Source organism: Parasphingopyxis sp. (assembly GCF_052168275.1).
In the GTDB taxonomy this organism is placed as follows: Bacteria; Pseudomonadota; Alphaproteobacteria; order Sphingomonadales; family Sphingomonadaceae; genus Parasphingopyxis.
Genome location: NZ_JBQLZM010000142.1, coordinates 1 through 24,409, shown reverse-complemented (window position 1 = coordinate 24,409; position 24,409 = coordinate 1). Strand labels below are relative to the sequence as shown.

The following is a 24,409-nucleotide window of genomic DNA, read 5'->3' as shown; positions in this document are numbered from 1 at the left end:
GCAGGCTTCGGTGGCGACCGAGCGGGACAGGCTGACATGGCGGCGGCGCAGCTTGTCGGCGCAGATCGAGAGCGCCGCGATCGCCCGGTCGATGGCCGCGTCGCTGAGCCGTCCGGTCTTCGACAGGCCTTCGCCGAGCCGCACGATGCGCGAAAAGGCGTCGATGACGGTGAACCCGTCTTCGGCCGGTCGGGCCACGAGCAGCCGGCAATTATTGGTGCCGAGATCGAGCGCGCCATAGCTGCGCCGGCTCGGGAACTTGTGGCCGTTGCGGGGGGTGTGGCGGTGCTGACGATTGTCCGCGGCGCCCGGGCCGGGGCCGGTCTGCGGATCGGGGCTGGCGATATGGTCGTCCACGCCGGTTACTTCTTCTGACTCTTATGTTTTCCGGAACGGCTGATGCCGCCGGTACTTGGAAGTCAGACTAGCGCAAAGAAGCGCGAAAGGGCAAGCGGAGCGGATTGACAGGATTTGCGGCGCTGCCTATGTCGCCGCCTCCCGGTTGCCCCGTCGTCTAATGGTAAGACTACGGACTCTGACTCCGTCAATCGTGGTTCGAATCCACGCGGGGCATCCAGCGGGCCGCTTTTCCCGACATCGCGATTTCGCCCATGGCCCGAACGCCGTCGATGCGAGCGGGCACGGATCTTCGTCGCGGCGCGGCGGCGCCGGGCAGGCGGGGCGTTACCGGAGCGCGTCGATCTCGCGGGACAGCGCGCTGTCGCGATGGGCGAGCAGGCGGTTCGATTCGGAAAGATAGCGGCGTTCGGCGCCGATATAGCGCGCCTCGCTCGCATAGTGCGCGCGGCGGTTGGTTTTGGCGCGATGGAGCGCCCAGCCGGCGATCAGATAGGCCGGGATGATCCAGGCCGTGACAAGGATCGTCAGCGCGACCGCCGAGATCCGTACCCAGAGCGCCCGGACGCCGAGCGAATTGCCGATCGCGGCGCAAACGCCGAGGACCCGGCGCTCCTGCTTGACGACGGCGTTCCTTTCGTAGCGATATCCCATCTCCAGTTTCCCTTTCCTGTTCTAGGCGGCCGGACGGGCCGTCTTCTTCCGCAATTCTTCGAGTTCGGCGTCGATCCGCGCGGCGACCACGGGGTCGTCCTCGGGGTTCGGTTCGGGTTCGGCGCCGAGCGCGGCGGCTTCGGCATGGCCTTCGGCCGCATCGACCTTCCGCTCCAGATCGTCGAAGCGGGAAAAGGCGTCGTGCAGTGCGCCGCCGTTCAGTATCTCGCGCAGGCGGATGCTGTTTTCGGCGGATTCGAGGCGCGCGCGGATGTTGCTCCGGCGGCGGCAGGCCTCGCTCAATTTCGTCTGAAGCCGCGTGATATCGGCATGGTTGGCGTCGATCGACTTGGCGAGCGCGTCGCTTTCCTCGGCGATTTCCGCCGCGCGCGCATCTGCCTTGCCCTTTTCGACCAGCGCCTGGCGGGCCAAGTCGTCCCGGTCCCGCGATACCGCGAGCTCGGCCTTTTCGTGCCAGCTTTCCGCAATCTTCCGCAGCCCGTCCCGGGCCGCCAGCAATTCCTTGTGATCCGCGATCAACCGCGCGGTAGAGGCGCGCGCATGGACCAGCGTTTCCTCCATTTCGCAGATGATCATGCGGATCATCTGTTCCGGCTCCGGGCTGTGATCGAGCATCTCGCTCAGATTGGCCGCGAGAATGTCGCGCATCCGAGAGAAGAGCCGCGCGCCCTGGCTACGGATCGCCGGCGCATAGCTGCGCGCCGAGTCCGCGGCCAGCGGGGCCAGATCGAGCCGCGTGGCCATTAGGCCACGCCGCCCGGGCTGGTGAAGGACGCGATCTGCACCGGGCCGTTCGCGCCGCCCGCCTGGACGGGGCCGACCGTGCCGAATACGCACATCGCCGAAACCGCTGCCGCGGCGACGACGGCGAAGAGCCGGTGCTGCAATCCGAGTTGGTTGTTCATTTTCGGTCTCCTGAACCTTGGCCTGTTTCCACTGTCCCGGCCTGTGCCGGTAACGACCATAACTATGCAGGAGCCGTGCCAATTATGGGAAATGGCTGTTTTTCAGGAGCTTGGCGGTTCGCGTTCTTGCGAAACCGGAGAGTTCACGCCGAACAATGGGAAAATTCCCCAACTTATAGTTTTCGATTTTCCCGACCGAATAGGCGGTTTCCGACGCGGCGCGATGCGTCGATATCGGCGACGGCCCGGACGCCGCACGGGCGCCCGGGCCGTCCGCGTCCTAGAATTCGACTTCGAGCGAGGGATCGCCGTCGGTGCTGACATTCGCATCGACATTGCCTTCGCGGATGTCGAGCTCGGCGCCATCCGGGCCGACCCGGAGGCGCGAGCCCTCGTCGTCGGCACCGGCCATCGGCGCCGTGTCTTCGGCGAGCGGATCGGCGGGCATTTCCGGCGCAGCGCCATAGGCGTCGTCCGCATTCGTCTCGACCGTCTCGCCTTCGGCGGTGGCGGTTTCCCCGTCCGCGCAGGCGGCGAGGCCGAGACCGGCGGACAGCGAAAGAGCGATAAGCAGTGGCTTGTTCATGTGATTTACCTCCATAGTCCGACGCCAACGCGCACCGCGGCACACTGTTCCATCCGGTTTGACCTGTAACGTCGCGGGCATATGGTGCGAATGGATCGGCGACCGCATCGAAAAAGGGGCGTCCAGATGGCAAGTGCAGACAGCGAAGCGGCCGAGCCGCAGCCCGGCGCGCTGGTAAGGCGCCACCGGCTGTCCACCCGGCTCTGGCACTGGACCAACGCGGTCGCGATTGTCGTGCTGCTGATGAGCGGGCTGTCGATCTTCAACGCCCATCCCCGGCTCTACTGGGGCAGCTATGGCGCGAATTTCGACGAGGCCTGGCTCGAAATCTACAGCGAGAACGATCGCGGCTATCTCGAGATCGGCGACCGGCGCTGGGACACGACCGGCGTGCTCGGCCGCTGGACGGAGCCGGACGGCGATATCTCGACCCGCGCCTTCCCGCACTGGTCGACGATCCCCGGCTATTACAGCCTCGCGACCGGGCGGCTCTGGCACTTCTTCTTCGCCTGGATCTTCGTGCTGGCGGGGCTCGCCTATTGGGCCTGGAGCTTCGGCAACCGCCATGTGCAGCGCGATCTCGCGCCCCGGCGCGCCGAATTGTCGCTCCGGCATATCTGGCACGACATCAAGGACCATGCCCGGCTGCGTTTCCCGACCGGCGCGGCGGCGCTGAAGTACAACATCCTGCAGAAGCTCAGCTACCTGATCGTGCTGTTCGTGCTGCTGCCGCTGATCGTGCTGACCGGGCTCACCATGTCGCCGACGATGAACGCGGCCTGGCCTTGGCTGCTCGACATTTTCGGCGGGCGGCAATCGGCGCGCTCGATCCACTTCATCGTCGCCTTCCTGATCACCGCCTTCATCGCGGTGCACCTGATCATGGTCGTGCTCGCCGGGCCGTTCAACGAGATCCGTTCGATGATCACGGGCCGCTTCCGCCTGCCGAAGGATCGCGCGGCCAAACCCGCCCCAGCCGAGGAGGCCGCAGCATGAGCATCGTCACCAACCGCCGCAAACTGATCGCCGGGCTCGGCAGCAGCGTCCTGCTCGCCGGCTGCGACAGCTGGAGCCGCAGCGATAGGGTGAAGACCATCCTCGCCTCGTCCGAAGGGCTGACGATGCGCGCGCAACGGCTGATCACCGACCGCAACGCGCTGGCCCGCGAATTCACGCTGGCCGATCTCTCGCCGCGCTTCCGGGCGAACGGCAGCCGGACCGCCGAAACCGCGCAGGGCGCCGACTATCAGGCGATGCTCGCGAACAATTTCGCCGATTACCGGCTGCAGGTGGACGGGCTGGTCCGCCGCCCGCTCTCGCTGTCGCTCGCGGAGCTCCGCGCCATGCCGAGCCGCACCCAGATCACGCGCCACGATTGCGTGGAAGGCTGGAGCGCGATCGGCCAGTGGCGGGGCACGCCGCTCTCGCGCATCCTCGATCTGGCCGGGCTGCGCGATACCGCCAACTATATCGTCTTCCACTGCGCCGATACGCTTGGCCGGCGGAACCTGCCCTATTATGAGAGCATCGACCTGATCGACGCCTTCCACCCGCAGACGATCCTCGCCTACGACATGAACGGCGACGTGCTGCCCGAAGCCCATGGCGCCCCCTTGCGTGCGCGGATCGAGCGGCAGCTCGGCTACAAACATGCGAAATTCGTGATGCGGGTCGAGGCGGTCGAGAGCTTCGACCATATCCATGGCGGCAAGGGCGGCTATTGGGAGGATGTCGGCGACTACGCCTGGTATGCGGGGATTTGAATCACAGCCTCAGGTGCTGACGCTAAGGCGGATTACTCCCTTCCGAGATGAAATCTACAAAAGCTTCTAAGATATCCACGAAATCCCGATTTATTGAGCCGCTTGTTCGCCGTATTCGCGTTTCAGTCTCGAGGTCATTGCCATCGTGGAGGAATCGAACACTGATCCGCTCAAGGGCAGGATGGAAATTGCCGATGCGCTCGACCGTCCCCTGCCAAACGGCTTCATCTTGTCGCACCGTGATACGGCATCTGTGGAATCCACCATCGCGATTTAGGTCTCCAAACCACTGCCCATGTAAGTGTGTGCGACGATCATGGGACTGCGCAGAGTTTGAAGGTATCGAGCGTGACGATCCGTTGTAGTAGTCAGGCTGACCCATCGCGTTCAGCGTCTCAGCTAAAGATTTACCGCCCAGCGAGCCCGTGGTTATGCCGAGATCAGCGAGCTTTGGATGAACGATCCCGGGAACCGCGCAAAACAAGGTCGTAGGCTGTATGTCGAATTGCCCATCCCGCACGACGTGCATCGTGCCATCCGTCGGAATTTCGGATTCCGGAACATCGATTTGTTCGATATTCGCTGGCGATTGATTGTTTCCGGTGACATCTGGCATCTGAATCACCTTCTCCGACAGAACAAACATCGCTAAACCGCTTTAATCGTTACAGAATTGCGATTTCGTAAAGGCCGCAGTCAGGTCTTTTCCTCGTCCCGCATGTCCTCGTCGCCGCGATATTTGAGTTCGAGGAACTTGCCCTGCGTCGCCAGCGCGTCGAGTTCGCCCGAGGCCAGTTGCCGCGTCATGCGGCCGATTTCGTCCTCGACGATGTCGAGCCCTTCGACGAGCTGCTTTTCGGGCGTGCGGCCGCCATGGCTGGGGTCGCGGCGGAGATGGTCGGGAACCCGCTTATAGCCTTCGACGAGCTCGGGGAGCTCGACGCCGACCAGGCGGCGCACTTCGACGGCGGCCGGTTCGCGCGGGTCGAGATTGGCGAGCTGCGGGCGCAGTTCCTCGAGCCGCATGGCGATCGCGTCGAGCTTGCGGTTGGCGGGGGCGGGCAGGGCGGGCCGCTGCTTCGCGAGCCATTGTTCGGTGTTGGACGGGAGGGCGGGCAGTTCGCTCTCCATCAGCCTTTCCTGCGTCACCGCCGGCTCGCTGCCCGAAATCAGCACCGCGACCATCACGCAGAAGGTGACGAGCAGGGTCAGCATCATCCAGGCGAAGCCGAAGCTGCCCAGGAACAGGCCGGTCGCCGTCATCCCGACGATCGCGACGATGGCGATCAGGATGCCGCGGCGCAGGCGGCGCAGAAAGGCCTGCTGGCGGCGCTGGCGCTGGCGGCGGGCCAGCTCGCGCGCCTGCGGCGAGACGCGGCGGAGCAGCTCGTCCGCCTGGGCGAGGATACGGTCGCTGGTGGTCATGCGGGATAATTCTCCAAACACCCGTTCACCCTGAGCCCGTCAAAGGGTCGTTCTTCACTTTGCGCCGCTGAAAGAGAAGGGCAGGGCTTCGACGGGCTCAGCCCGAACGGAAGTGGAATGGCCATCATCACCCCTCGATCGCTTCGAACGGGGTGGCCTGGCTTTTCGCCGCGCCTTCGGCCCTGGCGATATAGCCCTTCGATTTCTCGACCTCGTCGGAGAGGATAGTCACCGTCTGCTTCATCGAACCCAGCGCCTCAAGCTTGAACCGGTCGATCTCGTCCATCGTGTCGTAGATATTCTGGAAGGCGCGCTGCAGCGTTTCGATCGGGATCGTCGAGGATGCCGCCTGCTGATGGATGTCGGCGGTCGTCGTGCGCAGCATCTCGCCCGTCGAATCGATCATGTTGGCGGTGGTCTCGTTGAGCGCGGTGATCTGGCCGAGGACGAGCTTCTGGTTGGTCATCGCCTGGGCGACGGTCACCGCCGTGCGCAGCGCGCCCACCGTGGTCGTCGAGGCGCGGTCGACGCCCTTGATCAGCTCGACATTGTTCTTCTTGACGAGATCGAGCGCCAGATAGCCCTGCACCGACACCGCCATTTGCGTGAGCAGGTCCTGGGTCCGCTGGCGGATGTAGAACAGCGCGGTTTCCTTGATCGCCTTCGATTTCTCCGGATCGGTGGTCTCCAGCTCGACCGCCTTTTCCTCGAGCTTCGCGTCGAGCGCCTTGGCGACATAGATCATCTGTTCGAGCCGGCCCATCGCGTCCCACAGCTTCTGCCGCTCGACCGAGATCGCCGCATTGTCCTTGATCAGCTCGTCCTTGCCCGAGGCGAGGCGCTTGAGGATCGCCGCGATATGGTTCTGCGCGGATTTGTAGGAATCGAAATAGTGGCGCAGCTTGTTGCCCCAGGGGATGATGCCGAACAGCTTGCGCCGCGAGGTCAGGTCGCCGCGCGAACCGGGGTCGAGATCCTCGACCGTGCGGCGCAGTTCGGAAAGGTCCGTGCCGATCGCCGAATTCTCGTCCATCGAGCGGACGGGGCGGTCGAGAAAGCGGTTGGACTGGCCGGCCGCCTCGGCGATTTCCTTGCGGCCCATATTGGTGATCTGGTCGACCTTCTCGCCGAATTCGGGGCTGTTGGCATCAAGCCCGACCAGTTCGTTGACGAAACCGTCGACCTTCTCGTCGAGTTTCGCCTGTTTTTCGGGTTCGACGGGCACGAGGCCGGCCGCCTTTTCGGCGGTCACCGCCGGCACGGGATCGGGCGCGTCGAGCGTCAGGCCCGTATCGACCTTGGTGGCTGTGGTGGTTTGGTTCGCCGGTGTGGTGGCCATGGGTGTTTTCCTTCTCCTCGGACTGGTTCCTAGATGCCGTCCGGGCGCGGTTTTTTCAAGGTGCGTGTTATCGATATAATACACCTCGTGCAATATGTCACCTACCGGCCGATAATGTTTGGCTTTTGCGCCCGTTCGGCGGCATTACCGGGGCATGGACCTCGACAGGATTCTCGAAAAGGTGGCGGACGCGGTCGAGCCGCATCGGGGCGGCGGCAAGGTCGCCGACTATATCCCGGCGCTCGCCTCGGTCGACCCGGACAAGTTCGGCCTCGCCATCGCGACCCGGGACGGCGCCTGCCACCGGATCGGCGACGCCGACGAATGTTTCTCGATCCAGAGCATCTCGAAGGTCTTCACCTTCTCGCTCGCGCTGCAGAAGGTGGGCGACGAATTGTGGAAGCGGGTGGGGCGCGAACCGTCCGGCTCGGCGTTCAACTCGATCATCCAGCTCGAGCATGAAAAGGGCATTCCGCGCAATCCGCTGATCAATGCCGGCGCGATCGTCGTGACCGACCATCTGATCGAAAATGGCGATGCCGATGCGACGATCGAGACGCTGCTCCGCGTCCTGCGCGATCACGCCGAGGACCAGAGCATCGATATCGACTACGAAGTCGCGAAATCGGAGAGCGAGACCGGCGCGCGCAACCGCAGCCTCGCCCATTTCATGGCGAGTTTCGGCAATCTCGACAATGAGGTGGAGGTCGTGCTTTCCGCCTATTTCCGCCATTGCGCGCTGGCGCTTTCGTGCCGCCAGCTCGCCCGCGCCGCGCTGTTCCTGGCATTCGATGGCAAGGATCCGGTGACCGGCGAACGCATCCTCACGCCGCAGCGCTGCCGCCGGATCAACGCGGTGATGATGAGCTGCGGCCATTACGACAATTCGGGCGATTTCGCCTTTCGCATCGGCCTGCCGGGCAAGAGCGGCGTCGGCGGCGGCGTGCTGGCCATCGCGCCGGGCGAGGGAGCCGTCGCCGTCTGGTCGCCGGGGCTCAACGAGGCGGGCACGTCGACCGTCGGTTCGATCGCGCTCGAGGCGCTGGTGGCGGAAACCGGCTGGTCGGTCTTCGGCTAGCAGGGTGCGGGGGTCCGGAACTGGTTTGCGACGATCTCCTTGTTCCGGTGTTCGTCATTGCGAGCGCAGCGAAGCAATCCAGAGCGGCCGGCGACGCGCTTTGCGGCTCTGGATTGCCGCGCCGCCTCACGGCTCCTCGCAATGACGGAATTTTGAAGCGAACCGGCTCCCTGTCGGTTCGGAGACGAAATACACGACCGCCGAATCTCGCGTCATTTGGCGTCTCGCCGGGTCTGGCCTAGGATCGCGCAATGGCCGAACCCGATGCCCATCTCACCGATCGCGCCCCGCTCGACGAGACCGAAGGCCTCATCTTCGCCTGTTCGCTCGACGGCGCGGGCGGGGCGGAGCGGCTCGGCTGGGACGGGGTCGAGAGCTGGACGCCCGAAGACGCGCCGCTCTGGCTGCACGTCAACGGCGCGGCGGACCGCGTGCGGGACTGGCTGCCGGGCGCCGGCGGGCTGACCGAGCCGACGGCCAGCGCGATGCTGAGCGCCGAATCCCGGCCCCGCATCTTCCACGGAGCGAAGGGGTTCGTCGCGATCCTGCGCGGGATCAATCTCAACCCGGGAAGCGAGGTCGAGGACATGGTCGCGCTGCGCATATGGAGCGACGGCCGGCGGCTGATCACGGTCCGCGAGGAGAAACTGCGCACCGTCCGCGATCTCTACGAAACGCTGATCGCGCGCGACGACGGGCCGAGAACGATAGCCGAGCTGTTCGTCCAGCTCGTCGACCGGCTGACCGAACGGATCGGTTCGGTCGTGCTCGAATATGACGACCGGCTGGACGCGATCGAGGCGCAGGCCGAGGAGGGGGATCCCGAAGACCTGCGCCGGGAACTCGGCGATCTGCGGCAGGAGCTGGTGGGCCTGCGCCGCTATCTCGGACCGCAGCGCGAGGCGCTGAACCGGATGATGGCCGACGCGCCGGACTGGATCGACGAGCGGCAGAAGCTGACCTTGCGGGAGACGACCGACCGGTCGCAACGCCATATCGAGGAGATCGACGCCGCGCGCGAACGCGCGATCGTGCTGAAGGACGATGTCGCCAACCGGCTCAACGAACAGCTGAACCGCAACCTCTACGTCCTCTCCATCGTCGCGGCGATCTTCCTGCCGCTGAGTTTCCTCACCGGCCTGCTCGGCATCAATGTCGGCGGGATGCCGGGGGTCGAGGATAGCGATGCCTTCTGGATCACGTGCGCGGCCCTGGCGGTCCTGCTGGTCATCGAGCTGCTGATCTTCCGCAAGCTCAAATGGCTGTGAGGGGCGGTTGCGTTTGCTGCATCCGATGGGTTTGATTTTGCACATTTTCCGGGCTGCAATTCCGGGCCCCGAGGGCTAGATAGAGCGCATGGCCGACGCCGAACTCGCCCTGCTTCTCGCGCGCATCCAGTTCGCCTTCACGGTCAGTTTCCATTTCATCTTTCCGGCCTTTTCGATCGGCCTCGCCAGCTTCCTCGCCGTCCTCGAAGGGCTGTGGCTGAAGACGAAGGACGACGTCTATCTGCGGTTGTTCAAATACTGGCTGAAGATCTTCGCGATCACCTTCGCGATGGGCGTCGTCTCGGGCATCGTCATGTCCTACCAGTTCGGCACCAACTGGTCGGTCTTCTCGGATCGCGCCGGGCCGATCATCGGGCCGCTGATGGCCTATGAGGTGCTGACCGCCTTCTTCCTCGAGGCCGGTTTCCTGGGCGTCATGCTGTTCGGCATGGACAAGGTCGGCAAGAAACTCCACTTCACGGCCACGCTGATGGTGGCGATCGGCACCGCGATCTCGGCCTTCTGGATCCTCTCGGTCAACAGCTGGATGCAGACGCCGGTCGGCTATGCGGTCAACGAGGCCGGCCAATATGTGCTCGACGGCAGCTGGTGGGACGTCGTCTTCACGCCGAGCTTCCCCTACCGCCTCGTCCACACCGTCATCGCCGCCTATCTGACGACTGCCTTGGTCGTCGGCGGGGTCGGGGCCTGGCACCTGCTCAAGGGCCGCGACCTGCCGGGCGTCAAAAAGATGTTCTCGATGGCGATGTGGATGGCGGCGCTCGTCGCGCCGATCCAGATTTTCGCCGGCGACCTGCACGGCCTTAACACGCTCGAGCACCAGCCGATGAAGGTTGCCGCGATGGAAGGCCATTTCGAAAGCCATGAACGCGCCGCGCCGCTGATCCTGTTCGGCATTCCCGACAGCGAGGCCGAGGAAGTGCGCTACCAGATCGCGATCCCCGGCCTCGGCTCGCTGATCCTCAAGCACGATATCGAGGCGGGGCTGGACGGGCTCGACACGGTGGCGCGCGAGGACCGGCCGCCGGTCGGCATCGTCTTCTGGTCGTTCCGGATCATGGTGGGCCTCGGTTTCCTGATGTTCGCGCTCGGCCTGTGGAGCCTCTGGGCGCGCTGGCGCAGGACGCTCTACGAGAGCCGCTGGCTGCACCGCTTCGCGCTGGCGATGAGCCCGGCCGGGTTCGTCGCCGTGATCGCCGGCTGGATCACGACCGAGGTCGGCCGCCAGCCCTGGGTGATCCACGAGGTCATGCGCACCGAGGACGCGGTCTCGGCGATCGGCGCGCCGGCCGTCGGGGGATCGCTGATCGCCTTCGTCATCGTCTATTTCTTCGTCTTCGGCGCAGGGACGCTCTATCTGCTCAAGCTGATGTCCCACCCGCCCGCGCCCGGCGAAACCGGCGTCGCCGAGGCGCCGATCCGGACCGCGGGCATCACCCCGGCCGCCGGCATCGACAAGGACGGCATCGAGCCCCGGCCGGACAAGCAGGAGGGCGCCGAATGAGCGATCCCGTTCTCACCATCATCTGGGCCGGCATCATCGCCTTCGCGATCGGCGCCTATGTCGTGATGGACGGGTTCGATCTCGGCATCGGCATCCTCTTCAAGGCGTTTCGCGTCGGCCAGGAACGGGACATGGCGATGAACACCATCGCGCCGGTCTGGGACGGCAACGAGACCTGGCTGGTGCTCGGCGGCGGCGGCCTGATGGCGGCCTTCCCGCTCGCCTATGCGGTCATCCTGCCGGCGCTTTACGCGCCCCTCACCGCGATGCTGCTCGCGCTCGTCTTCCGCGGCGTGGCGTTCGAATTCCGCTGGCGCGATCCCGGCCATCGCCGCTTCTGGGATTTCAGCTTCTCCGCCGGATCGCTGGTCGCGACCGTGGCGCAGGGGATCACGCTCGGCGCCCTGCTCCAGGGGATCGCGGTCGAGGACCGCGCCTATGCGGGCGGCTGGTGGGACTGGCTGACGCCGTTCAGCCTGCTGTGCGGCGTCGCGCTGGTGGTCGGCTATGCGATGCTCGGCGCCTGCTGGCTGGTGATGAAGGGCACGGGCAAGCTCCACAACAAGGCGCGGCGCATCGCGCTGCTGCTCAGCCCGGTCCTGCTCGGCGCGATCGGCGCGGTCAGCCTGGCGACACCGTTCGTCGAGCCGCAATATTATGGCCGCTGGTTCGACATGCCCGGGCTTCTGGTCACCGTCCCGATGCCGCTGCTCGTGACGTTCTTCGCGTTCATGCTGTGGCGCGATCTGGAGAATAATTACGAAAACCGGCCCTTTTTCTGGGTGCTCGGCCTGTTCCTGCTCAGCATGGTCGGGCTCGCCATTTCGATGTGGCCGGACGTGATCCCCGGCAGCGTATCGATCTTCGAGGCGGCGGCGCCGTGCGAGAGCCAGATCTTCATGCTGATCGGCGCGGCGATCCTCGTGCCCGTGATCCTCGCCTACACCGCCTGGGCCTATTGGGTGTTCCGCGGCAAGGTCGACGAGGCCGGCTATCACTGAGAACGGGAACGGTGCGGAAGGGCCGCTCTGGCGGAAGCTCGCCTGGTTCGCGGCGCTTTGGGGCCTCGGCGTGGGCACCGTGGCGCTGATCGCCCTGATCATCCGCTGGTGGCTGTAGCGCGTCGGGAGACGGGGGCGACCGGCGCCGCCCCGGCCGCCAACGCGATCAGGGCCGCGACGGATAGATCCCGTTCGTGACCACGCAATAGCGGAGCACGAGATACGGATTGCGGCTGTCGAAAGCCATGCTGCCGCCGGTATTGTCGGTCTGGACCGTATTGGCGGCCATCGCGACGTCAGGCGCCTGCTGGGAATAGATATTCTGAGCGGCATTGAAGTCGGCCAGCGCCGCGTTGGTCGGATTGTCGATCGTCGCGGCCGTGTTCGACGCGCGCATGCGGCCGGTATGGCTGTGCGCCGGCATGTTCTGGATCGTGAGCTGGATATTCTCGCGCCCGCCGCTCTGGCCTTGCTGGAACGGCGTCAGGCCCGGCCGGCTGCCATGATTGATGCCCGAACGGCCGCGCAGGTCGGGAATGCCGAACGTCGTGCGCCCGTCGCCGCCATAGGTCGTGCCGAACAGCGAAAAGAGCGCCTGGTTCGTGCTGATCGCCATCAGCTGTCCTGCCGCTTCCACTGTGTTGCGCGGGCAGAAGAGATAGCCGACCGTGATGATCTCGCCCATGACGCGCTCCTGCGCCATGGCGGGTTGCGATAGCGTCAGGCCGGAGGCCGCGATGGCGGTGGCGGCCAGAATTGCGGTACGAATTTTCATGATGGTCCCCTGTTGATGTGCGTACGACATTCGCGCGTCGGCGATCGAAATCGATGATACGCAAGCAGGGTTTTTACACTGATCCGCAACAAAATTGCAGAAGAATAAGAACTCTATTTCCGCTTGTTCGCTTCGATATGGACCAATCGTTGCATTGTTCCTTAATCGTGAATGGGTTGTTCGGAACAGTTCGCAGTCTTTTTTTCACGATCGGAGCCCATCCGCGCCGCCATGATGGCGGAAACGGTCATCATCGGGACGTAATAGACGAGCAGCGGCACGATGATCAGCCCGGCTTCGGCGCCGGGAAACAGGATGCGCGCCATCGGCGTGCCCGAAATCACGCTCTTCTGTATCGCCGCGAAGAGCAGGGCGGTGCCGTCGCCGTACCCGAAGCCGAGCAGGCGGGTCGCGAGCATCGCCGCCGCGATCACCAGCCCCAGCAGCGCCAGCATCGCCGCAAGCAGCAGCAGGAACCCGTTCATGCCGAGCCCGGCGAGCAGGCCGCCGCCGACCGCCGCCGACAGCGCGACATAGATGGCGAGCAGGATCGTCAGCCGGTCGAGCGTGCGGCCGACGACCGGATGCGCTTCGATCCAGGCCCCGGCGAGCGGCCGGAACAGCTGGCCGGTGGCGAAGGGCAGGGCGAGGATCAGCACGACCGTGCCGATGCCCGACAGGTCGATCGGCGCGCCCGCGGTCGAAAGGAGCGCCGCGAACATCAGCGGCGTCAGCACCACCCCGAGCATCGAGGAAAGCGCGGCCGCGATCACCGAGGCCGCGACATTGCCTTTCGCCATCGAGACCATCGCGATCGACGAGGCGACGGTCGTCGGCAGCGCGCTAAGGAAGAGGATGCCGGGAATAAAGGCCGGGTCGATCAGGGGCGCGGCGAGCGTCGTCAGCAGCAGCCCGAGCAGCGGAAAGGCGAGAAAGGTGAAGGCAACGATTACCAGATGGAGCCTGAGCCGTGTAAAGCCGCCGATCACAGCCGATCTGCTCAGGCGCGCGCCATGGACGAAGAAGAGCGTGACGATGCAGACTGTCGAAACCGTGCCCAGCCAATCGAGCGCCGCGCCGCGCGCGGGAAGGAGCGCGGCCAGGCCGACCATCGCCAGGAGGACGATGATGAAGCGGTCGGGCAGCAATAGCGATAACAGTCGCGGCATCGGGCCGCATTAGCGTGCTTTGCCGGTGAGGCGATAGCCGGCGGTTTTGATCGACAGGCGCGGTCGTAAGGCTAGAATGGAATTCCTGACGGGTGAGGGGCCATGTCCGCGCGATTAGTCGATATCATTGTTCCGGATGACAAGGTGAACATGGCGCGCGCCATCATCGCCCGGCATTGCCGCCGTTTCTGGCCGGAGACGGTGCCGGACGGGCGTGAAAAATTCTCCTGTCTCGTCCAGCCACGCTATGTCGAGCGCCTGCTCGACGAGTTGAATCGGCATTTCGATGGAACCGAGGGCTTTTCGACCACCGTGAACGCACTCGAAGCCGTGCTGCCGCCGCTCGAGGAAACGGCTGAAACCGCCTTGCCGGAGGCCGACCTGCCGCCACCGACCCGACTGGAGGCCTTTTTCAGCAGGGACCGGATCAGCACCGACGAGATCTACGACGATATCGAGCAGAACATCGCGATCCGTCCGTCCTACCTGCTGACCGTGATCCTGTCGGCGGTAATCGCCGCGCTCGGAATGCGCAGCGGGCAGGTCGCCGTCGTAATCGGCGCCATGGTGATCGCCCCGCTGCTCGGACCGACGATGGGCATGGCGCTCGCCGCGACGGTGGGGAATGGCGAAATGGCGCGGCGGGCCACGATCACGCTGGCGACCGGAGCGGGCGCCGCGCTGCTCGCGACCTATGGGCTCGGCTTTCTGATCGTGGTCGATCCGACGGTGCCCGAGCTCCTGAACCGCTCGATCGTCTCGCCCGCCGATGTCGCGCTGGCGCTCGCCTGCGGCGCGGCTGGCGTTCTCGCCTTCAGCCGGGGCGCTTCGCTATCGCTGGTCGGGGTCATGATCGCCGTTGCGCTGGTGCCGCCGCTCGCCGCGGCGGGCCTCTTTTTCAGCAAGGGTTACGAAACGCTCGGTTTCAATGCGCTCTTCCTGTTCGCGACCAATCTGGTTTGCGTGAACCTTGCCGGGATCGCGATGTTCCTGTTCCAGGGCCTGCCGCCGAAAAGCTGGCGCATTACGGGCGGCGTAATGGCCGTCTGGATGGTCGTGCTGCTGCTTTTTCTCGCAGTCATGGCGGGCCGGATCGCGTTCGGTATCGGCTCGGAGGGGCTCGCCGAACAGGTGCTGGACATCATCGCCCACCCGCTCGGCTAGTCCCTTGTTGCGGCGCACAAAGCCCTATATAGGGCGCGACTGATCCGACGCTCCTGACAATTGAGAGATTTCCTATGGGCCTTCGCAACGTGGCCATCATCGCCCATGTCGATCATGGCAAGACGACGCTGGTGGACGAGCTTTTCCGCCAGTCCGGCACCTTTCGCGACAATGAGCGCGTCGAGGAGCGGGCGATGGATTCGAACGAGCTCGAAAAGGAGCGCGGGATCACGATCCTCGCCAAATGCACGAGCGTCGAGTGGAAAGATCACCACATCAACATCGTCGATACGCCCGGCCACGCCGATTTCGGCGCCGAGGTCGAGCGCATCCTGTCGATGGTCGACGGCGTGATCCTGCTCGTCGACGCCGCCGAGGGCCCGATGCCGCAGACCAAGTTCGTCACCGGCAAGGCGCTCGCGCTGGGCCTCAAGCCGATCGTCGTCGTCAACAAGATCGACCGGCCCGATGCGCGCCCCGCCGAGGTGCTCGACGAATGTTTCGAGCTGTTCCTGGCGCTCGACGCCAATGACGAGCAGCTCGATTTTCCGACCCTCTATGCCAGCGGGCGGTCCGGCTATGCGGGCCGCGAGGATACGGTCCGCGACGGCGACCTGACGCCGCTGTTCGAAACGATCGTCGCGCATGTCCCGGCGCCGGATGCCGATCCGGACGGCGCGTTCCGGATGCTCGCGACCCTGCTCGACCGCGACAATTTCATGGGCCGCGTGCTGACCGGGCGGATCGAGAGCGGCCGGCTCGAAATGAACATGCCGATCAAGGCTATCGATGCGGAGGGCAAGGTCGTCGAGAGCGGCCGGGCGACGAAAATCCTGGCGTTCGAAGGGCTCGAGCGGGTTCCGGTGGAGTCCGCGAAAGCCGGCGATATCGTCGCGATCGCGGGCCTGACCGATGCGACCGTCTCGAACACGATCTGCGCGCTGGAGGTCGAGACGCCGATCGACGCCCAGCCGATCGACCCGCCGACCCTCGCCATGACCTTCGCGGTCAACGACAGCCCGTTCGCCGGCAAGGACGGCGACAAGGTGCAATCGCGCGTCATCCGCGAGCGCCTCGAACGCGAGGCCGAGGGCAATGTCGCGATCAAGATCAGCGAAAGCGCCGAAAAGGACGCCTTCGAGGTCGCCGGCCGCGGCGAGTTGCAGCTCGGCGTTCTGATCGAGACGATGCGGCGCGAGGGCTTCGAGCTCTCGATCAGCCGCCCGCGCGTGCTGTTCCGCGACGGACCGGACGGCCGCGAGGAACCGTATGAAACCGTCGTCGTCGATGTGGACGACGAATTTTCCGGCACGGTCGTCGAGAAGATGGCGCTCCGCAAGGCCGAGATGACCGACATGTCGCCCTCGGGCGGCGGCAAGACGCGGATCACCTTCTCCGCCCCCTCGCGCGGCCTGATCGGCTATCATGGCGAATTCCTGTCCGACACGCGCGGCACGGGGATCATGAACCGCGTCTATGAGAAATACGGGCCGTACAAGGGTATGATCGAGGGCCGCCCGGTCGGCGTGCTGATCTCGATGGAGCAGGGGCAGGCGATCGCCTATTCGCTCAATACGCTGGAAGATCGCGGGATCCTGTTCGTGTCGCCCGGCGAGGCGCTGTACCAGGGCATGGTGATCGGCGAGAATGCCAAGCCCCAGGATCTCGAGGTCAACCCGACCAAAACCAAGCAGCTCACCAATATCCGCTCATCGGGCAAGGACGACGCCATCCGCCTGACCCCGCCGCGCCGGATGACGCTCGAACAGGCGATCGCCTATATCCAAGACGACGAACTGGTCGAGGTCACGCCCAAGGCGATCCGCATCCGCAAACGCCATCTCGACCCGCATGTCCGCAAGAAGGAATCGCGCAAGGCGGAGGCGGCCTAGCGCCGATATGCAACGGCGAAATCCTTTGCATCACCGCGAGCCGATCCTGCTTAACCGTTTCTTTACTTTGCGTTCTTAGGAAATTGCCCGGGCAAATTTGGACTTGAAGGCAGCGGGCGGGTGCAGAAATGCGGTCGGTCTTGATTGAAGATTTTGCGCAAGAGATCGTCGACACGATCGGCGATGCCCTGCTCGTCATAAAAGACGACCTGACGGTCGAGTTCGCCAATCAGAGATTTTACCACCTCTTCGACGTCGATGCGGACAGGACGATCGGCCTGAAACTGTATGAGCTGGGCAACGGCCAATGGGATATCCCCAAGCTCCGAGTGCTGCTGGAGGATATCATCCCGTCGCAGACGATGGTTTCCGGTTATCTCGTCGAGCACGACTTTCCCTATATCGGCCGTCGTGTCATGCGGCTCGGCGGTCGCAAGACCGTGATCAAGGGTAACGGATCCCGCCGCATACTCCTGACCATCAGCGACATCACCGAAGCGCACGATCTCGAACGGCAGCTTGAACGGGAGCGTCTGCTGACGCGCGGGATCGTGGACACGGTTCGCGAGCCTCTACTCGTGCTCGACGGCGATCTCAGGATACTCGAGGCAAGCCGGGCCTTCTACAGAATGTTCGAAGTGTCTCCTCCGGAAACGCTCGGCGAGCGGCTGCCCGATCTCGGCAACGGCCAATGGAACAATGCCGAACTTGTCGACTTGCTCGAGCGGATCGTTCCCAATCACGAGACGGTCGAGAATTTCGTGATCGAACACGAATTCCCGATAATCGGGCGCCGGATCATGTGCCTCAATGCGCGGAAGATGTATCGCGAGGGAAACAACACGAAAACGCTGCTTCTTGCGATCGAGGACGTTACCGAAAGAAAGCAGTTGGAAACCGAGCGCGAGGAAGCCCTGCGCCAGTCGGCCGTGTTGATGGAAGAGTTGAACCATCGCGTGAAGAACAACCTCGCGATGATAAGCGCCATGATGGAAATCGAATCGCGCGCTTTGGAAGGAGCCGATGCCAGCGCCGCCTTCGATCGTATCCGCGCGCGGCTGGATGCGGTCGGCAGCCTCTATCGTGCGCTCACGCAACAGCGAGCCGTCGATAGCGTGAATGCAGCCGACTATGTCGCGGGATTGGCACGGAAGGTCGTCGAGTCCGTGGGCAATGGATGTGAGGTCGCCTGCGATATCGATGCGATGGAGCTGTCCACGCAAACCGCGATACCGCTCGGCCTGATCGTCAATGAACTCATGACCAACGCCGTCAAATATGCTTTCGACGAAAGTGCGAACGACGCCAGGGTATCGGTGGCGCTGAAATCCGAAGATGAATGCGTCAGGCTTCGCGTGTGCGACAACGGCCGCGGCTTTGACGGTCGCTCTGTCGGCGATACGGGCATGGGCAACCGTCTGATCGAGGGACTGGCGAGACAATTGGGCGCCGAAATCGAACGCGATAGCGGCGAGGGCGGTACCGAGGTGAGCATGAGCTTCACCAAGCTCGCCGCCTGATCGGCGGCGGGAAGCGTTCGAGACCTTCGCCGTTCACAGGCAGACCGATTGACCGGCTCGCTCAAATCCCTATCTCCGGGGCAGGCCGTATCTGGAGGTAGCGTGAAACACGGGTTGGCATTGGCGATGGTGGCGGGAGCGTTGGCGCTCGCCGCCTGCAATCCGGATGTCGAGCAGACCAGCGGGTCGGGGACGGCCCCGCTGAACCGCGGCGAAGTCACCAGTTCCGACGAACTCGTCCAGCCGGTCGTGGTCGGCCAGTTCGGGCCGCGTTTCAATGCGTGCCAGGCGACCGGGGTCGTCCGCTCGGTAAGCGGCGACGGGGTGCTTCCGGTGCGCGCCGCGCCGTTCGACCGGGCGGAGCGGATCGACACGATCACCAACGGCGACAATGTGTTCGTCTGCAACCGCAGCCACGACCAGGGCTGGCTGGCGATCGTCTATACCGACAGCGGCGAACTCAGCGGCACCTGCGGCGTCTCCGCGCCCGTGCCCTCGCGCCGCCAGTATGACGGGCCGTGCAACAGCGGCTGGGTGTCCTCGGCCTTCATCCAGATGCGCGCCGCGCGCTAGGTCCCGGCGCTGGGGCTTGCAATGTAGGAAAAAGCCGGGCCCACTCGCCCGGCGACGGCCTCATGCCGCTGCCGACGCCCGGAAAGGCGCGGGCGCATTCGGCAAGCCTGTGTGTATACTATGTAAACTTATCGCAACGATATTGCGCGCGCTCGCCGCCGATCAGTCGAGATCCTCGATCAGCTGGCCGATCCGGTCGCCCGAATCCGGCCGGTAGCTGGCGAGCAGCACCCGGTTGGCGTCGATCTCGGTCGCCGCGATCCGGACCTCGGGTTCGGCGGGCTCGGCGGCTTCGGGATAGATGAAGCCGTAGACGGGATAGCTTGTGATGCCGAGCTGGCCGGTCGGGGTGTGCCAGACCTTGACGACGCTCCAGTCGTTGTTCGGCGAGACATCCTCGGCGAGCACGTTGCTCTCGACCATGCCGCGGCGCGACCAGTTGGCGTGGTTGAGGCGGATCTGGCGGTCGTTGACCACCTCGCGGACCATCGCGACATGGCCGAGCCGCATCCGGCCGTGCGCCCGGAGGACCATGACGGAGCCGGCTTCGGGCGTGCTGCCGCGCTCGTACCGGCCCTCGGCCGAGGCCCACCAGGTATGGGCGTTGCCGCGGATCTCGATATCCGACACGCTGCGCGCATAGGTCACGCACTGCCAGCGCGGATCGCGCGCTTCGGCCGGCGTGGCGATGGTGAAAACGAGCAAGGCGACAGCGAGCAGGCTCGGAAAAGCCCGTAAACGACCCGGAAACATGTGCGACCCCCGAAGGCGGAATGTTCAAACGATGAGGATCGCATTCCCCGAAATGCGCTGTCAGGGAAGCGCAAAGCGGTAAACGGTGGGGAGTCGGCGTTGAATCGCGGAACCTTTACTATCCGTCGGACGTGCCAACCGTTTCGTCGACGGTGTTCGTGGTTACCGAATGGTAACGCGGCCGCGCCTCGCGGTAGATTCGCCGGGCGAAGGGGCGGCCCCAGTCGCCTTCGGCCATCAGCGCCTCGAACAGCGGGGCGACGAATTTGCGCCGGCCCATGGAGAGCAGGAAGTCCTCGACCGAATCCCGCGCGTCGTCATGGCGGTTGGCGATGGCGAGCTTGAGCCAGGCGAAGCGGATCTCGCTGTTGCGCGCGTCGTTCAGCCCGAAGGTCGATTCCAGCGCCGCCAGCCGTTCCCCATCCAGCTCGCGCGGCAGGCCGTCCAGGAACCGCTGGCGTTCCTGCGTCGTCCATTCGGGCCAGTTGATGACGGTCACTTCGCCGCTGTCGGTGAAGTTCGCGATCGCCTGGTCGACCGCGCGGAAGCGGTTCGACTGGACATGCACGGCATTCTCGGGAAGCCCGGGCTCGTAGATCCACTCTTCGAGCCCGATCTCGGCGGCCTCCTCGCCCTGGAACAGATTGGCGTCCATGTCGGCGATCAGGCCGGCGCTGGTCTGCGGCCGGAAGGCGTTGCGGTCGAAATAGTCGCGCAGCCAGGCGTCGAAGCGCGCGCGGCCCACCATATGCTCGACCGTGCGCAGGAACACCGCGCCCTTTTCATAGGCGATATTGGTCATCCCGTCGTCGGGGTCGCGGCCCTCGAGATCGAGATGCAGCCGGGTATCGGACGAGGTCAGCCCGCCCAGATCCTCGACGTCCGCCATCATGTCGGCCCAGCCGAGATCGGCCAGCATCTCGGCCTGTTCGGTGCCGTAGACGGCCTCCATGATCCGGTTTTCGAAATAGACGGTGAACCCCTCGTTGAGCCAGAAATCGTCCCAGCTCGCATTGGTGACGAGATTGCCCGACCAGCTGTGCGCCAGTTCGTGCGCGATCAGGCTGACCAGCGACTTGTCGCCGGCCAGGATCGTCGGCGTCACGAAGGTGAGCCGGGGATTCTCCATGCCGCCGAACGGGAAGGCGGGCGGCAGGACGAGCAGGTCGTACCGGCCCCAGCGATAGTCTCCATAGAGTTCTTCGGCCGCGTCGATCATCTCCTCGAGATCCTCGAATTCCGCGGCGGCCGCGGCCAGCATCGACGGCTCGGCATAGACCCCGCTGCGCTCGCCCAGTTCCTGGAAGGCGAGGTCGCCGACCGCGATCGCGATCAGATAGGGCGCGACCGGGTCGCTCATGCGGAAGCGATAGGCGCGGCGTCCGGGCTCGCCCTCCACCGGCTCGCCCTCGGGCGTCAGCATCTCCGCGCTCATCACCGCGCGCAGCCCCTCGGGCACCGTGATCCGCGCATCCCAGGTCTGGCGGATGCCCGGGCTGTCCTGGGTCGGTATCCAGGTCCGGTTGAGGATCGCCTGGCCCTGGCTGAACAGGAACGGGTCCTCGCCGCCCGCCGTCTGTCCGGGCGAGAGCCATTGCAGCGCCGCCGCGCCGGGCGCCGACGCATAGGTGATCTTGACCCGCTCCGCGCCGTCGAGCGCGATGGTCAGCGGCGCGCCGTGCACATCGCCGCTATCCGCGCCCATCTCCCAGCGCAGCGCCTCGCCGGCGCCGTTGACGACCTCGCGGATTTCCAGGCCCTTGCTGTCGAGCACCACCTCTTCGCCATCCTCGGCGACTTCCAGGTCGAGCGTCGCCGTGCCGACCATCCGCTGCTCGTCGAAATCGGCGTTGAGATCGAGCGCCACATGGGTGACGCGCGCCTCGAGCGGCCGCGCATAGCTGTGCCGGTCCTGTCCCTCGTCGGTCGCGTAGATGCTGGTCCCGTCGATCATCGGCGTGGCGCCGCTCCGGTTGTCGGGCGCGTCGCCGGCGCATGCCGCAAGCAGGCCCGCAACGGCGAAAGTCGTCAGGAAGGGAAAGAATCTGAACATCATGCTCTCCGGTCGAATGGTCGCGTGCGGAAGCGGCCTAAACAATCAATTGTGCCCCGTCACCCCGTTGGCCGCTGCCCCGCGAATCGCGCCGGATATGGCGAATGCAAGCCTAACGGAGGCTGAACCGGAGGGGCGGCCCCGGCGAAGCCGTCCGCGCGATATCCGTCCCTTGACCTGCCGGGCCAATTCGCCGACAATTGACGTGAACGTAAAGCAAGACATTTTGGGAGAGTCGCGATGGCCGATCTGGAGAGTTTCCGTACCGAGGTGCGTAACTGGCTCGCGGACAATTTCGATCCCGCGCTGAAGGGCCGCCACAATCCGATGGGCATGGTCGACGGGCCGACCGACATGTCGCCCGACATGGTCCAATGGCGCAAGGCGCTGGGCGAGCGCGGTTTCGGCACGCCGACCTGGCCCAAGGAATATGGCGGGGCGGGGCTGTCGTCCAAGGAAGCGGCGATCCTCGACGAGGAAATGCGCAAGATCGGCGCCTACAACCCGATCGGCGGCCTGGCCGTCGGCATGTTCGCCCCGACCCTGATGGAATACGGCACCGAGGCGCAGAAGCGCCAATGGCTGCCGCCGCTGTCCGACGGTTCGCTGCGCGGCTGTCAGGGCTATTCGGAGCCGGGCGCCGGGTCCGACCTCGCCAATGTCCAGAGCTTCGCCGAGGACAAGGGCGATCATTATCTGATCAACGGCCAGAAGACCTGGCAGTCGGGCGGCCAATGGGCGGATTTCTGCTTCGGCCTGTTCCGCACCGACAAATCGACCAAGCATGACGGCATCACCTTCCTGATCGTCGACATGGACCAGCCGGGCGTCGAACGCCGCCCGATCAAGATGATTTCGGGCCTCTCGCCCTTCTGCGAGACCTTCTTCACCGATGTGAAGGTGCCCAAGGAGAACCGCGTCGGCGAGGAGGGCAAGGGCTGGACGATCGGCAAGCGCCTGCTGCAGTTCGAACGCGCCGGCATCGGCGGCGGCGGGGCGCGCGCGATGATGCGCTCGCTGGCCGATCACGCGAAGCAATATGTCGAAGTGACCGGTGACGGCGAGATCGCCGACAAGGAACTGCGGCTCAAGGTGATCAAGCACGAGATGTCGGTGCGCAACTTCATGGGCACCGTGGGCCGCGCCCAGCGCGAGGCGCGCGAGCAGGGCGGCCCCAGCGCGACCAGCTCGGTGCTGAAGAATGTCGGCGCGAAGCTCGCCCAGGAGCGCACCGACCTGATGGTCGAGGTGATGGGGATGCAGGGCCTTGGCTGGGAAGGCGAGGGTTTCGACGAGGAAGAGCTGAAGACGACCCGCACCTGGCTCTGGAACCGCGCGGTCACCATCTATGGCGGCTCGACCGAAATCCAGAACAACATCATCTCCAAGCGCGTGCTCGGGATGCTCGACCACCAGTAGAGGCAGCACCACTGGCTGATCGTCACCCTGAACCTGTTTGCTGTTTATCCCCTTCGGACGGGGAACAGGCACAGAGTGGTTTTCGTCATTGCGAGGAGCCGAAGGCGGCGCGGCAATCCAGGGCCGCCTGTGACATCGCTTGCCGCTCTGGATTGCTTCGCTGCGCTCGCAATGACGATTCTTGTCGGAAGGGAATGACCACCAACTTGTTTCAGGTGTCACTTCTCCATAGGCACTGTAGCCGCTGGTTGATCAGTGGATGCTGAACCAGGTTCAGCATGACGAACAGGAGAGAAAAACGTGCCGACCGCCGCCGAGATGCTGCAAAGCGAATTCGCGTCCTTTGCGGATGTGATCCATGTCCATGCGGCCGAACGGCCGGACGATATCGCGATCGTCGCCGGTGACCGGCGGCTGAGCTTCGCCGCCTTCGACAATTATGGCGACCGGATCGCCGCGGGTCTCCAGCGCGACGGCGTGCGATCGGGCGATGCGGTCTCGATCTGCGGGCTCAACGGCTGGGCCTATGCGGCGCTCTGGCTCGGCATCCTCCGCGCCGGCGGCACGGTCGCCCCGCTCGCGCAGAGCTCGACGCCCGAGGCGCTGGGGCTGATGGTCGAGGATTGCGGCACCCGGCTGCTGTTCGCCGACACGTCGATCCTCGACGCGGTGGCCTTGCCCGAAGGGGTTGCCCCGGTGACGCTCGACGACGACGCGGCGTTCGAGGCATGGCTGCCGGAACCCGGAACGAAGCCCGACCCGGTCGCCATCGATCCCGAACAGGGTTTCAACATCATCTATTCGAGCGGGACGACGGGCACGCCGAAGGGCATCGTCCATTCGCACCAGATGCGCTGGCGGCAGATCACGGCGTTCGGCGGCCTGATCTTCACCCCGGGCACGACCGCGATCCTGTCGACGCCGCTTTACTCCAACACGACGCTCGTCACCTTCCTGCCGTGCATCGCAAATGGCGGGAAGGCGGTGCTGATGCAGAAATTCAAGACGACCGAATTCCTCGCGCTCAGCGAACGCGAAAAGGTGACGACGGCGATGCTCGTCCCCGTCCAGTACAAGCGCCTGATGGAGGAGCCGGACTTCGACAGCTACGATCTCTCGGCCTATCAGGTGAAATTCTGCACGAGCGCGCCGTTCGCGGCCGAGCTGAA

The 24,409-nt window shown here is 64.9% G+C and carries 24 protein-coding genes and 1 tRNA gene; 13 read left to right on the top strand and 12 right to left on the bottom strand.

Translation table 11 applies throughout. From position 1 onward, the window contains the following. On the bottom strand, positions 1-357 hold a 357-nt coding region (locus tag ACTS1X_RS13090), incomplete at its 3' end, for a Ppx/GppA phosphatase family protein (protein ID WP_442614849.1). A gap of 146 nt (positions 358-503) precedes the next feature. Between ACTS1X_RS13090 and ACTS1X_RS13085 the strand changes: the two genes are divergently transcribed. Continuing rightward, positions 504-577, top strand: a tRNA-Gln gene (locus ACTS1X_RS13085). A 107-nt stretch (positions 578-684) separates the two neighbouring features. Here ACTS1X_RS13085 and ACTS1X_RS13080 read toward each other — a convergent pair. The 4 genes from ACTS1X_RS13080 to ACTS1X_RS13065 all read right to left on the bottom strand — a co-directional run bounded on the left by ACTS1X_RS13080 (position 685) and on the right by ACTS1X_RS13065 (position 2,523). Beyond that, on the bottom strand, positions 685-1,011 hold the full coding sequence (locus ACTS1X_RS13080) for a PspC domain-containing protein (protein ID WP_442614848.1): 327 nt from the start codon (positions 1,009-1,011) through the stop codon (positions 685-687). 21 nt (positions 1,012-1,032) lie between these two features. Next, positions 1,033-1,776, bottom strand: coding sequence for a PspA/IM30 family protein (locus ACTS1X_RS13075; RefSeq protein WP_442614847.1), 744 nt, complete (start codon positions 1,774-1,776; stop codon positions 1,033-1,035). After that, the gene (locus ACTS1X_RS13070; protein WP_442614846.1) at positions 1,776-1,937 is read right to left on the bottom strand and encodes a hypothetical protein; all 162 of its coding nucleotides are present in this window, start codon (positions 1,935-1,937) and stop codon (positions 1,776-1,778) included. The genes ACTS1X_RS13075 and ACTS1X_RS13070 overlap by 1 nt, the downstream gene beginning before the upstream one ends. 280 nt (positions 1,938-2,217) lie before the next feature. Further along, complete coding sequence (locus ACTS1X_RS13065) at positions 2,218-2,523, bottom strand: hypothetical protein (RefSeq protein WP_442614845.1); 306 nt, start codon at positions 2,521-2,523, stop codon at positions 2,218-2,220. 126 nt (positions 2,524-2,649) lie between these two features. Here ACTS1X_RS13065 and ACTS1X_RS13060 point away from each other — a divergent pair, with 126 nt between their 5' ends. Both ACTS1X_RS13060 and ACTS1X_RS13055 read left to right on the top strand, forming a co-directional pair. Then, the gene (locus tag ACTS1X_RS13060) at positions 2,650-3,519 is read left to right on the top strand and encodes a cytochrome b/b6 domain-containing protein (RefSeq protein ID WP_442614844.1); all 870 of its coding nucleotides are present in this window, start codon (positions 2,650-2,652) and stop codon (positions 3,517-3,519) included. After that, the gene (locus tag ACTS1X_RS13055; protein WP_442614843.1) at positions 3,516-4,286 is read left to right on the top strand and encodes a molybdopterin-binding protein; all 771 of its coding nucleotides are present in this window, start codon (positions 3,516-3,518) and stop codon (positions 4,284-4,286) included. Before ACTS1X_RS13060 ends, ACTS1X_RS13055 begins: the two co-directional genes overlap by 4 nt. A 22-nt stretch (positions 4,287-4,308) precedes the next feature. On the opposite strand, the gene ACTS1X_RS13050 is transcribed toward ACTS1X_RS13055, so the two are convergent. The 3 genes from ACTS1X_RS13050 to ACTS1X_RS13040 all read right to left on the bottom strand — a co-directional run bounded on the left by ACTS1X_RS13050 (position 4,309) and on the right by ACTS1X_RS13040 (position 7,050). After that, a complete protein-coding gene (locus ACTS1X_RS13050; protein ID WP_442614842.1) occupies positions 4,309-4,932 on the bottom strand; it encodes a hypothetical protein in 624 nt (207 codons plus the stop codon). Positions 4,933-4,982: 50 nt separating this feature from the next. Continuing rightward, the gene (locus tag ACTS1X_RS13045) at positions 4,983-5,711 is read right to left on the bottom strand and encodes a hypothetical protein (protein ID WP_442614841.1); all 729 of its coding nucleotides are present in this window, start codon (positions 5,709-5,711) and stop codon (positions 4,983-4,985) included. Positions 5,712-5,838: 127 nt separating this feature from the next. Then, complete coding sequence (locus ACTS1X_RS13040) at positions 5,839-7,050, bottom strand: toxic anion resistance protein (RefSeq protein ID WP_442614840.1); 1,212 nt, start codon at positions 7,048-7,050, stop codon at positions 5,839-5,841. Positions 7,051-7,204: 154 nt separating this feature from the next. On the opposite strand from ACTS1X_RS13040, the gene ACTS1X_RS13035 reads away from it, so the two are divergent. The 4 genes from ACTS1X_RS13035 to cydB all read left to right on the top strand — a co-directional run bounded on the left by ACTS1X_RS13035 (position 7,205) and on the right by cydB (position 11,922). Beyond that, on the top strand, positions 7,205-8,128 hold the full coding sequence (locus ACTS1X_RS13035; RefSeq protein WP_442614839.1) for a glutaminase: 924 nt from the start codon (positions 7,205-7,207) through the stop codon (positions 8,126-8,128). A 251-nt stretch (positions 8,129-8,379) separates the two neighbouring features. Beyond that, positions 8,380-9,396 carry a zinc transporter ZntB gene (locus tag ACTS1X_RS13030; protein ID WP_442614838.1) on the top strand — a complete coding sequence of 339 codons (1,017 nt, stop codon included), beginning with the start codon at positions 8,380-8,382 and terminating at the stop codon, positions 9,394-9,396. Positions 9,397-9,484: 88 nt separating this feature from the next. Then, complete coding sequence (locus tag ACTS1X_RS13025; protein WP_442614837.1) at positions 9,485-10,921, top strand: cytochrome ubiquinol oxidase subunit I; 1,437 nt, start codon at positions 9,485-9,487, stop codon at positions 10,919-10,921. Further along, a complete protein-coding gene (cydB, locus tag ACTS1X_RS13020) occupies positions 10,918-11,922 on the top strand; it encodes a cytochrome d ubiquinol oxidase subunit II (RefSeq protein WP_442614836.1) in 1,005 nt (334 codons plus the stop codon). The genes ACTS1X_RS13025 and cydB overlap by 4 nt, the downstream gene beginning before the upstream one ends. 166 nt (positions 11,923-12,088) lie before the next feature. On the opposite strand, the gene ACTS1X_RS13015 is transcribed toward cydB, so the two are convergent. Both ACTS1X_RS13015 and ACTS1X_RS13010 read right to left on the bottom strand, forming a co-directional pair. Beyond that, positions 12,089-12,697 (bottom strand): phage tail protein, encoded by a 609-nt coding sequence (locus ACTS1X_RS13015; RefSeq protein ID WP_442614835.1) that lies wholly within the window; start codon positions 12,695-12,697, stop codon positions 12,089-12,091. A gap of 161 nt (positions 12,698-12,858) precedes the next feature. Next, complete coding sequence (locus ACTS1X_RS13010) at positions 12,859-13,866, bottom strand: bile acid:sodium symporter (RefSeq protein WP_442614834.1); 1,008 nt, start codon at positions 13,864-13,866, stop codon at positions 12,859-12,861. A 102-nt stretch (positions 13,867-13,968) separates the two neighbouring features. Here ACTS1X_RS13010 and ACTS1X_RS13005 point away from each other — a divergent pair, with 102 nt between their 5' ends. The 4 genes from ACTS1X_RS13005 (at position 13,969) to ACTS1X_RS12990 (ending at position 19,015) form a co-directional block, all read left to right on the top strand. Next, on the top strand, positions 13,969-15,030 hold the full coding sequence (locus ACTS1X_RS13005; RefSeq protein ID WP_442614833.1) for a TIGR00341 family protein: 1,062 nt from the start codon (positions 13,969-13,971) through the stop codon (positions 15,028-15,030). A 74-nt stretch (positions 15,031-15,104) separates the two neighbouring features. After that, entirely contained in the window at positions 15,105-16,922 is a 1,818-nt protein-coding gene (gene typA, locus ACTS1X_RS13000) for a translational GTPase TypA (protein ID WP_442614832.1), read from the top strand. Between the two features lie 140 nt (positions 16,923-17,062). Then, a complete protein-coding gene (locus tag ACTS1X_RS12995) occupies positions 17,063-18,442 on the top strand; it encodes a sensor histidine kinase (RefSeq protein WP_442614831.1) in 1,380 nt (459 codons plus the stop codon). Between the two features lie 102 nt (positions 18,443-18,544). Further along, on the top strand, positions 18,545-19,015 hold the full coding sequence (locus ACTS1X_RS12990; RefSeq protein WP_442614830.1) for a hypothetical protein: 471 nt from the start codon (positions 18,545-18,547) through the stop codon (positions 19,013-19,015). Between the two features lie 162 nt (positions 19,016-19,177). On the opposite strand, the gene ACTS1X_RS12985 is transcribed toward ACTS1X_RS12990, so the two are convergent. Further along, entirely contained in the window at positions 19,178-19,720 is a 543-nt protein-coding gene (locus ACTS1X_RS12985; protein ID WP_442614829.1) for a CHAP domain-containing protein, read from the bottom strand. 166 nt (positions 19,721-19,886) lie between these two features. After that, entirely contained in the window at positions 19,887-21,824 is a 1,938-nt protein-coding gene (locus ACTS1X_RS12980; RefSeq protein ID WP_442614828.1) for a M1 family metallopeptidase, read from the bottom strand. Positions 21,825-22,061: 237 nt separating this feature from the next. Here ACTS1X_RS12980 and ACTS1X_RS12975 point away from each other — a divergent pair, with 237 nt between their 5' ends. Both ACTS1X_RS12975 and ACTS1X_RS12970 read left to right on the top strand, forming a co-directional pair. Beyond that, positions 22,062-23,240 carry an acyl-CoA dehydrogenase family protein gene (locus tag ACTS1X_RS12975; protein WP_442614827.1) on the top strand — a complete coding sequence of 393 codons (1,179 nt, stop codon included), beginning with the start codon at positions 22,062-22,064 and terminating at the stop codon, positions 23,238-23,240. Positions 23,241-23,540: 300 nt separating this feature from the next. Next, positions 23,541-24,409: AMP-binding protein (locus ACTS1X_RS12970; RefSeq protein ID WP_442614826.1), on the top strand; the 869-nt coding region annotated here is incomplete at its 3' end.

What these genes read in the sequence shown, in the direction of transcription:
- ACTS1X_RS13080 (WP_442614848.1), bottom strand. Translation starts at nt 1,011, where the DNA reads ATGGGATATCGCTACGAAAGGAACGCCGTCGTCAAGCAGGAGCGCCGG.
- ACTS1X_RS13075 (WP_442614847.1), bottom strand. Translation starts at nt 1,776, where the DNA reads ATGGCCACGCGGCTCGATCTGGCCCCGCTGGCCGCGGACTCGGCGCGC.
- ACTS1X_RS13070 (WP_442614846.1), bottom strand. Translation starts at nt 1,937, where the DNA reads ATGAACAACCAACTCGGATTGCAGCACCGGCTCTTCGCCGTCGTCGCC.
- ACTS1X_RS13065 (WP_442614845.1), bottom strand. Translation starts at nt 2,523, where the DNA reads ATGAACAAGCCACTGCTTATCGCTCTTTCGCTGTCCGCCGGTCTCGGC.
- ACTS1X_RS13060 (WP_442614844.1), top strand. Translation starts at nt 2,650, where the DNA reads ATGGCAAGTGCAGACAGCGAAGCGGCCGAGCCGCAGCCCGGCGCGCTG.
- ACTS1X_RS13055 (WP_442614843.1), top strand. Translation starts at nt 3,516, where the DNA reads ATGAGCATCGTCACCAACCGCCGCAAACTGATCGCCGGGCTCGGCAGC.
- ACTS1X_RS13050 (WP_442614842.1), bottom strand. Translation starts at nt 4,932, where the DNA reads ATGTTTGTTCTGTCGGAGAAGGTGATTCAGATGCCAGATGTCACCGGA.
- ACTS1X_RS13045 (WP_442614841.1), bottom strand. Translation starts at nt 5,711, where the DNA reads ATGACCACCAGCGACCGTATCCTCGCCCAGGCGGACGAGCTGCTCCGC.
- ACTS1X_RS13040 (WP_442614840.1), bottom strand. Translation starts at nt 7,050, where the DNA reads ATGGCCACCACACCGGCGAACCAAACCACCACAGCCACCAAGGTCGAT.
- ACTS1X_RS13035 (WP_442614839.1), top strand. Translation starts at nt 7,205, where the DNA reads ATGGACCTCGACAGGATTCTCGAAAAGGTGGCGGACGCGGTCGAGCCG.
- ACTS1X_RS13030 (WP_442614838.1), top strand. Translation starts at nt 8,380, where the DNA reads ATGGCCGAACCCGATGCCCATCTCACCGATCGCGCCCCGCTCGACGAG.
- ACTS1X_RS13025 (WP_442614837.1), top strand. Translation starts at nt 9,485, where the DNA reads ATGGCCGACGCCGAACTCGCCCTGCTTCTCGCGCGCATCCAGTTCGCC.
- cydB (WP_442614836.1), top strand. Translation starts at nt 10,918, where the DNA reads ATGAGCGATCCCGTTCTCACCATCATCTGGGCCGGCATCATCGCCTTC.
- ACTS1X_RS13015 (WP_442614835.1), bottom strand. Translation starts at nt 12,697, where the DNA reads ATGAAAATTCGTACCGCAATTCTGGCCGCCACCGCCATCGCGGCCTCC.
- ACTS1X_RS13010 (WP_442614834.1), bottom strand. Translation starts at nt 13,866, where the DNA reads ATGCCGCGACTGTTATCGCTATTGCTGCCCGACCGCTTCATCATCGTC.
- ACTS1X_RS13005 (WP_442614833.1), top strand. Translation starts at nt 13,969, where the DNA reads ATGTCCGCGCGATTAGTCGATATCATTGTTCCGGATGACAAGGTGAAC.
- typA (WP_442614832.1), top strand. Translation starts at nt 15,105, where the DNA reads ATGGGCCTTCGCAACGTGGCCATCATCGCCCATGTCGATCATGGCAAG.
- ACTS1X_RS12980 (WP_442614828.1), bottom strand. Translation starts at nt 21,824, where the DNA reads ATGATGTTCAGATTCTTTCCCTTCCTGACGACTTTCGCCGTTGCGGGC.
- ACTS1X_RS12975 (WP_442614827.1), top strand. Translation starts at nt 22,062, where the DNA reads ATGGCCGATCTGGAGAGTTTCCGTACCGAGGTGCGTAACTGGCTCGCG.